General features: G+C 33.7%; 9 protein-coding genes and 1 other annotated feature. Of the genes, 4 read left to right on the plus strand and 5 right to left on the minus strand.

Annotated elements, in window-relative coordinates:
* Positions 1-288: 288 nt before the first annotated feature.
* The 5 genes from nrdD to WMO18_RS10040 all read right to left on the minus strand — a co-directional run bounded on the left by nrdD (position 289) and on the right by WMO18_RS10040 (position 3205).
* Complete coding sequence (nrdD, locus tag WMO18_RS10020) at positions 289-579, minus strand: anaerobic ribonucleoside-triphosphate reductase (RefSeq protein WP_022505458.1); 291 nt, start codon at positions 577-579, stop codon at positions 289-291.
* A gap of 177 nt (positions 580-756) precedes the next feature.
* Positions 757-1116: a type II toxin-antitoxin system PemK/MazF family toxin gene (locus WMO18_RS10025; protein WP_022505457.1), complete on the minus strand. Its 360-nt coding sequence runs from the start codon at positions 1114-1116 to the stop codon at positions 757-759.
* 100 nt (positions 1117-1216) lie between these two features.
* On the minus strand, positions 1217-1708 hold the full coding sequence (locus WMO18_RS10030; RefSeq protein WP_022505456.1) for a hypothetical protein: 492 nt from the start codon (positions 1706-1708) through the stop codon (positions 1217-1219).
* A gap of 66 nt (positions 1709-1774) precedes the next feature.
* Positions 1775-2641: an NAD(P)H-hydrate dehydratase gene (locus tag WMO18_RS10035; protein ID WP_211148227.1), complete on the minus strand. Its 867-nt coding sequence runs from the start codon at positions 2639-2641 to the stop codon at positions 1775-1777.
* Between the two features lie 21 nt (positions 2642-2662).
* On the minus strand, positions 2663-3205 hold the full coding sequence (locus WMO18_RS10040; protein ID WP_022505454.1) for a DUF6106 family protein: 543 nt from the start codon (positions 3203-3205) through the stop codon (positions 2663-2665).
* A 110-nt stretch (positions 3206-3315) separates the two neighbouring features.
* Positions 3316-3655 (plus strand) — a binding site (T-box leader).
* 36 nt (positions 3656-3691) lie between these two features.
* Here WMO18_RS10040 and pheS point away from each other — a divergent pair.
* From pheS to WMO18_RS10060, 4 genes are all read left to right on the plus strand, one after another.
* Positions 3692-4744: a phenylalanine--tRNA ligase subunit alpha gene (gene pheS, locus WMO18_RS10045; protein WP_022505453.1), complete on the plus strand. Its 1053-nt coding sequence runs from the start codon at positions 3692-3694 to the stop codon at positions 4742-4744.
* A 14-nt stretch (positions 4745-4758) separates the two neighbouring features.
* Positions 4759-7128 (plus strand): phenylalanine--tRNA ligase subunit beta, encoded by a 2370-nt coding sequence (gene pheT, locus WMO18_RS10050; RefSeq protein ID WP_211148226.1) that lies wholly within the window; start codon positions 4759-4761, stop codon positions 7126-7128.
* 158 nt (positions 7129-7286) lie between these two features.
* A complete protein-coding gene (locus WMO18_RS10055; protein WP_022505451.1) occupies positions 7287-7532 on the plus strand; it encodes an IreB family regulatory phosphoprotein in 246 nt (81 codons plus the stop codon).
* Positions 7533-7619: 87 nt separating this feature from the next.
* Positions 7620-7928, plus strand: coding sequence for a hypothetical protein (locus WMO18_RS10060; protein WP_211148225.1), 309 nt, complete (start codon positions 7620-7622; stop codon positions 7926-7928).
* The last annotated feature ends 330 nt before the right edge of the window (positions 7929-8258 follow it).

Genomic DNA, 8258 nt, shown 5'->3' on the forward strand with positions numbered 1-8258 from the left:
AGAAGGAGTTTGTTTTTTATACTCATCGCTAAAGCTTTTTTGAACCCCCGATACAATCGGGGGTTTTCGTTATACAAGAAAAGTGGCTATCCTTATGGGTAGCCACTAATTAGATAAAAGGAGAAGATTATAAACAATATTCTCTGTATATTTAATTTCGTTTAAGTTAGATTTTTGTTTTAGATATTTTGATTTTCTAAGGATATATCTATGAAAAATCTAATATAAAAATTAATCTAAAACATATAAACAAATCTGCTATAAACTTAAATTACTTTTATCAAAAACTTAAGCAATTTCTTCTGCTGAGCAACACTTTGTTAGGCTATGCTTAACTCTATCGTTAACTTCAGCTCTTTTAGCGTCATTAAATCTGTCAACAGTACCTACTAGGTAACCTGTGATTCTTCTGATTCTTTCAAAAGGAACTTCGTCATATGTGTAGTTAACATCAACATATTCACCGTCAACAGTAATATCAACTGTCTTGAAATATTTATCAGGATTTTTTTCCTTTAACTGCTGTACATATAGATTAGCTTCTTTTTTACTCATATCGCCATTAATTGTTAGTGTCATAACTCTTACCTCCATTATTTTGTTATTCTTCTTTTTTGAGTGTACATCTATATTACCACTATATATTGTGGTTTTCAAGTGCTTTTTGCAATTTTTGTGCAATATTTTGTTTACAATATAATTTCTGTAAAGGCAAGAAATTTGTGTATTATCGCTAAAACTCTTACTACAAGGTAGTTATGTAGTAAGTCTGTTGTTAATACCGAATGAGATTGATAGTGCTTCATCAACTTGATTCATAGAGTTAAATTCTACTTCTCCCATTTTTTCTCTAAGTCGCTTTTTGTCTATTGTGCGAATTTGTTCCAGCAAAACTACAGAGTCCTTTGCCAGTCCACTTTTGCTACCATTTATCTCAATATGTGTTGGAAGTTTAGCCTTTTGGTGTTGGCTTGTAATTGCTGCTGCAATAACTGTCGGTGAATATTTATTGCCAACATCATTTTGTACAATAAGTACCGGTCTAACTCCTCCTTGTTCGCTGCCAACAACAGGACTTAGGTCAGCATAATATATATCTCCACGCTTAACTGTCATAATTTCACTCCCAGAATTTTTCTATTAATATTGTTGCCAAAACAATTTCTTTTTATTCTTTGACATTATATATTACGGAAAAATTCACTTGGGGTTAATGTTAACTATTACTAACCTTTTGTGGAATTGCTTTTCCATTTACAAAGGTTATGTGAATGTTACTGTTGCTTATACTGTCAACAAACCCATTGTTGTTGACCTTTAGAACATAGTCATCAATTTTCATTTGATAAAATTCACCCTTATCCTGTAACAGTGACTTGGAATTATCAAATTCATCAAGAACATTTTTCATTATTTTTATAGGTGCTTTATGGTTAAATTTATTTATATTATATGTACAGTTTAAACCTTGAAAAGTCATTTTTACAGAACTGTCTTTTACTTTATATGTATAGCCCTTTAGATTTTCAGGTGAAGAAATTTTCAGAGAAATATCACCGTCACTGTTCCTACAGAAGTCACCCTTTGCACTAAAGTCACCGCTGCTAATAAATACCTTAGCAGAAAAATAATTATTTACTGTCATTTCTTTCTTGCAACCTGAGAAAAGAAAAATAATTGCAAAAAGAAAAAACAAACCTTTCTTCAAATTATCACCATCCGAAATTGAAATGTTTGTTTTTTACTTCTTAATTTTTATTTGTTCTTTGTTTTATTATTCTATATTTTTAAACACTTTGTAGATGTTTTCAACAATATCACTTGGCAACATAGATGCTTCACCAAGAATTTTCTTTGTTTCATCACCTGCACTACCGTGAATAAATACACCACAACAGGCACTGTTAATAGGTGAATATCCTTGTGCAAGTAGGGAAGAGATAATCCCTGCCAAAACATCACCACTGCCACCGGTAGCCATTCCGGGATTTCCTGCATAACTAATATATGTTTCTTCACCGTTAGAAATAACTGTGTCAGCACCTTTTAGTACAGTTACAACACCGTATTCTCTGCTAAAGTCCTCTGCTACCTTTTGTGGATTAGCTGAGATTTCTTTTACCGTAAGTCCTGTCAGTCTACTCATTTCTCCGGGATGTGGTGTGATGATAATATCACAACTTTTTTCCTTTAGTAAATGTATATGATTTGCAATACAGTTTAGACCATCAGCATCAAGTACCATAGGAATTTTACAGTTTTTTACAAGATACTGTACAAGGCTTTCTGTATCTTTATTGTGGGAAAGACCACAACCAATAAGTAAAGCCTTTGACTTTTCTACATTTTCATTTATAGTGTCAATATTCTTCATACCGAAAGAAGGTTTATCACTGTTATCAACCGGTAAGAAAACTGCCTCCGGTACAACTTGTGCAACAATAGGGTAAACTGATTTTAATATTAATAGTCTAAGTAGTCCAACACCTGTCCTTAAAGCTGATTTAGCAGATAAAATCTCTGCACCTGCCATACCATAACTACCACAAATAGATAACAAAGAACCCATACTACCCTTATGGGCATTGTATGGGCGTGGTTTGATAGTATTTTTTAGGAACTGATAATTAATTTCTTTCATAATCTTGCTCCATAATAAAAATTACTGTACATTTCTAAGTAACTTAACAACCTGAATTTGAATACTTGGGTTTAGCTTTGGTCGCATACCCTCAAGAATAGTGTTGTTAGGTTTCATAACTACTGCAAGGTTGCCTCTTGCTTCATTATAAAATGTAAATGCATAAACATCATCATCATTAACATTATCAACTGCAATAAAATACTTGTTGATTCTTTTGCCGGTATATTTTTCGTTAAACTTAACCATCTCTTTGATTTCGTCAATACGAATTCTGACAATCTTTTTTCTTCTTCTTTTAGCAATAATCTTGTCAACATTAAGAGTATTGTCAACTACTGAATACTCATATTCAATTTTCTGATAATTAATAAGCAAAAGTGCAGTTGGCACTAAAGCAAGAAGTAGGAAGAACCCTATGTAAATAAAATAAGCAGAAATAACATAAGCAAGGCTAATACATACTGCCGGAATAATTAGTGAAAGTAAAATATATACTACTGCTAAAATATTGTCCTTAGCTTTTCTTTTTCTCTTAACAACCTGTTCGCAAAATCCGTCCATTTATATCTCTCCTTTGTTAATAGAATGATAACATAAATAATAAAAAAATACAACAAAATAATTACAAATACTTGCATTACACATTGATAAATGTTAATATAATAGAGATATGTAACACTATGACGAAGAAAGTAGTGACTAAAGAAATAATCAAAGAGATTTTTGCCTTGGCTGAAAGCAAGAAATTATTTTTAGTTATGAAGTTCCCTTCTGAGTGGCAACACTGAACAAAATGTAAAGTGAACTTGTTTGCTTATTTATTAACAAACATTTGTAGAGGAAAACATTGTTCCACCGTTTATTAACAAACAATTTGTAGGGGCGAACATTGTTCGCCCGTAAAAAACATTTACAGTAGGTGTTGACGGTAGTCACCGTTATATGACAACAGAGTGTTTGCTCAGTGCAAAAATGTGGGTGGTACCACGGATTTAATTATTCGTCCCAGAGGTTTTCTCTGGGACTTTATTTTTTATGGAGGTAAAAATGGACGAAAAAATCATTAATCTAAAAAAAGAATTAAAAAATGAACTTGAAAAAATCCAAAACCTCGTTGACCTTGACAAAGTAAGAGTTGCTTACCTTGGTAAAAAAGGTAGTGTAACCGGTCTTTTAAAGGGAATGAAGGAACTTTCTAATGAAGAAAGAAAAGAATTTGGTAAGAAAGTAAATGAACTTAAGGCAACTGTTGCAAAGAACATTGAAGAAAAAACAGCTGAACTAAAGGCTAAGGAAATTGAGAAAGAAATCAACTCAATGCCTAAGATTGATATTACAACTCCTGCTAATTTAGTTAGAGGTTCATATCACCCAATCACTCTTGTACAAAGACAATGCGAAGAAATTTTCCGTTCAATGGGTTTTACTGTTGAGGATTATTCAGAAGTTGTTACTGACTATGAATGTTTTGAATCCCTAAACATTCCTAAGCATCACCCTGCAAGAGATATGCAGGACACATATTATCTTGAAAACGGTCAGCTACTAAAGTCACAGACTTCAGCAGCACAGAATGCTATTCTTAAGAAATACGGCAAGAACCTAATTGAAAACGATGTACCAATCAGAGCAATTTTCCCGGGCAGATGCTTTAGAAATGAAGCAACCGATGCTTGTCACGAAAACACATTCTTCCAGATGGAAGGTGTTATGGTTGATAAGGATATTAGCATTTCCAACCTAATTTACTTTATGAAAACTATGCTTTCAGAAGTTTTCCAAAAAGATATTAAGGTAAGACTTCGTCCGGGTTTTTTCCCATTTGTTGAACCGGGTTTTGAACTTGACATTAGCTGTCTAATCTGTGGTGGTGAAGGTTGTGCATCTTGTAAGCACAGTGGTTGGCTTGAACTTTGCCCATGTGGTATGATTCACCCTGAGGTTCTAAGAGAAGGTGGCATTGACCCTGAAAAGTATACAGGCTTTGCCTTTGGTCTTGGTCTAACAAGACTTGTTATGATGAAGTATGGCGTAAAAGATATTAGAGATTTAAACAGTGGTAACTTAAAGTCATTATCACAGTTTACTGACGATAAATAAGGGAGGTTTTAATTATGTTTTTATCTATGAACTGGATTGAAGATTTTGTTGACCTAAGTGGTCTTGACAAAGTTGATTTAATTCATCAATTCTCCCTTTCTACTGCAGAGGTTGAGAATGATATTTTCTTCAAAGGCTCTGATTTAAGTGGTGTTGTTGTAGCAGAGATTAAGTCTGTTGAAGAACACCCTGAGTCAAAGAAACTTCACCTACTAAAGGTTGATGCCGGTGAAGATGAACTTACTGATGTTGTTTGTGGTGCACCTAATGTAAGAGTAGGTATGAAAACTGCTTTTGCTAAGGTTGGTGCTAAGATTGGTGAAATTGAAATTGCACCACGACCACTAGCCGGTTATATGTCAAATGGTATGTGTTGTTCTGAGGCTGAAATCGGCATTAGTGACGATAACTCAGGTATTATGGATATTACCGATGATGTAGCTAACGGTACAGATATTAAAGATGTTTATGCTATTGACGATATTATTTTTGAAGTTGACAACAAGTCACTAACTAACCGTCCTGACCTATGGGGTCACTACGGTATTGCAAGAGAATTTGCAGCTTTAGCACATAGAGAACTAAAGCCACTTGAAGTTGACGACTTAAAGGCATACAACAATCTACCAAAGATTGATATGAAAATCGAAGACCCTCTATGCCAAAGATATTCTTGCTTACAGGTTGAAAATATCAACAGAAACATCAGCCCTGTAAATATGAGAATTAGACTATTCTATTGTGGTATGAGAGGTATCAACTTCCTTGCTGACTTAACTAACTACTTAATGCTTGAAATGGGTCAGCCAATGCACGCATTTGACTCAAGAAAAGTTGAAAAAATCAGAATTAAGCGTTTTGACAAGCCATTCACTTTCCAGACACTTGATGGTGTTGACAGAAATATCGATGAAAATACATTGATGATTTGTAACGATAACACACCTGTTGCAATTGCAGGTATTATGGGTGGCCTTGACTCTGAAATTGTTGACGATACAACAACACTAACTTTGGAATCAGCTACATTTGACTCAGTATCAGTTAGAAAGTCAACTGTAAGACTTGCTCACAGAACAGATGCATCTATGAGATATGAAAAGTCACTTGACCCTGAAATGACAGTTACTGCTATCGGTAGATTTGTTAACCTACTAAAGAAGTACGACTCAGACATTAAGGTTGTTTCTTCTCTAACAGATGAATATGCTTATCACTACGATACAGTAGAACTTGACTTTGACAAGAACTTTGTTGACAGATACACAGGTATTGAAATCAGCAATGACACTATTGTAAAGACTCTAGAGTCACTTGGCTTTAAGGTTACTCTTGAAAATGACAACTTTGCAGTTGTAGTTCCTTCCTGGAGAGCAACTAAGGATGTTACTATCAAGGCTGATATTATTGAAGAAATCACAAGAATTTACGGTTACGATAACTTTGAAATCAATACAACTCGTTCACCACTTTATCCTGTAAGAATGGATGAGGTTAAGGCTGATGAAGAAAAGATTAAGGATATGCTTGTTAAGAAGTACAACCTTCATGAAGTACATTCTTATGTATGGGCTTATAGTGATGAACAAAAGGCACTTGGTATTCCTGTAGAAGAAAATATCAAACTTGCCAACGCTACTAACCCTAACATTGAAACAATCAGAAAGTCAATTATTCCAACTCAGCTTTGTCAGGTTAAGTCAAATGTTGGTTATGCTCCTGAATTCGGTATCTTTGAAATCGGCAGAGTTGTTGAAGGTCTGGACAGTGACAACAAGTGTATTGAAAAGAAGAACCTTGCTATTACACTATATAGCAAAACTGCTGATATTAAGGATCTTTACATTGAACTAAGAGATATTCTTGCTACAATTACTGATGACCTAAAGCATAAGTCATTAACATTTGAAGTAATGGAAGCTACTAAGAGCTATGAACATCCTGTTAACCTAAACAAGGTTATCCTTGATGGCAAGACTATCGGTAAGGTAGGTATTGTTCATCCTGTAGTAAACAAGAATATTGATAAGAAAGCAAATATTGTATTTGCTGAAATTGATATTAAGGAATTTGCCGGTGTTGAGAACTCAAGTATTCAGTATGAAGAACCATCAAAGTTCCCACCAATGACATATGACCTAAGCCTAGAGCTTTCTCCTGATGTTTTCTATTCTCAGTTACAGGAATGTTGGAAAAATGTTGGTACAGAAATTCTTAAGAATACAAAGATTGTTGACACATACGATACAGAAACAATCCACAGTATGACAATTCGTTTTGAATTTTCTTCCAACGAAAGAACACTTTCTTCTGCTGAAGTTCAGAAAGTTATGGACAAAATTGTTGAAAATCTAAAGGGAATTAATGTTTCTTTAAGAGGTTAATTTATAGGGCTACTACTAAATATTGTGGTAGCCCGTAATTTTTTGTTCAAAATATGCAATAATCAGTTGACACAAACACCTTTATATGTTAGTATTATATTAATTGATGATAAGGGCATATAGCTTTTATTACTACTTATAGTTGGAGGTGTTTCCTTATGTTAGATAAGACAATGATTTTCTCAATTAACGGTGACCGTGACCAAGAGATTAAGAATGCAATGATTTCTGTTTATAATTCTCTAAAGCAGAAAGGCTATAACCCAATTAATCAGCTTGTTGGTTACATTCTTTCAGAAGATCCTACTTATATCACAACATATAATAATGCTCGTAACATTATTAGTTCTATTGACAGGGATGAGTTACTGGAAGCACTTGTGAAATCATATTTGAATATTTAACAAGTATTTTTGGAAGAAATTTGAAATTTGAGATTCGCAAGTGCCTACTACACTTGCGTCTTTTTTGTGAAAGAAGGTTTACTTTTTATGGCAGATAAAAAAGAATTTATGACATACAAGGGCAAGCCACTTGTAAGATGTGGCAATGAATTATATTACGGCAGTATGGATGAACCTTATGTTATCCATCTTGTTGTTAAGTCAACTAAAGATGTTAACGGTCTAAAGGTAGCTGATAAGGTGGCTGTTCAGCTAATGGCTACTGACCCTGACCTGTCTCCAAGAAAGCAGATTGTAAAGTCCAGCGAAAAAGCCGGTCTTTTCCTTGCTATGGATATTGCTGAAGCATGGCTACACAAAGCCCTAAAGACCGCTCAAGCAAATAAAGCTAACTAATTTAGTTAGTTGCTCTCAAAGTGTTGTAATTAAAGCTTAGTTGTAATTAAACTTTAGTTACTGTCAAATTTATTTTAAAGTAAAATTTAAAACGAAAAACTCCCTTTTTAGGGAGTTTTCTTTTTGCCTTTATTTTAATGTTATGATTAAATTTTATTATTGTGATTATAATTATTTTCCGTTGCAAATTGCTTTTCTAAGTTTGTGTGTGTAAATTTTAGTTAGATAAATTAGGGTTTGTAGTGATAAATGCAAAGTGTTGAATTTTAGCAAATAAGGCTCCCTTGTGTAAAGGGAGCTGTCGCTCGTAAATTGGAAGAATGACAATTT

Origin of the sequence: Ruminococcoides intestinihominis, assembly GCF_040096285.1 — a bacterium.
GTDB classification, from domain to species: Bacteria; Bacillota; Clostridia; order Oscillospirales; family Acutalibacteraceae; genus Ruminococcoides; species Ruminococcoides intestinihominis.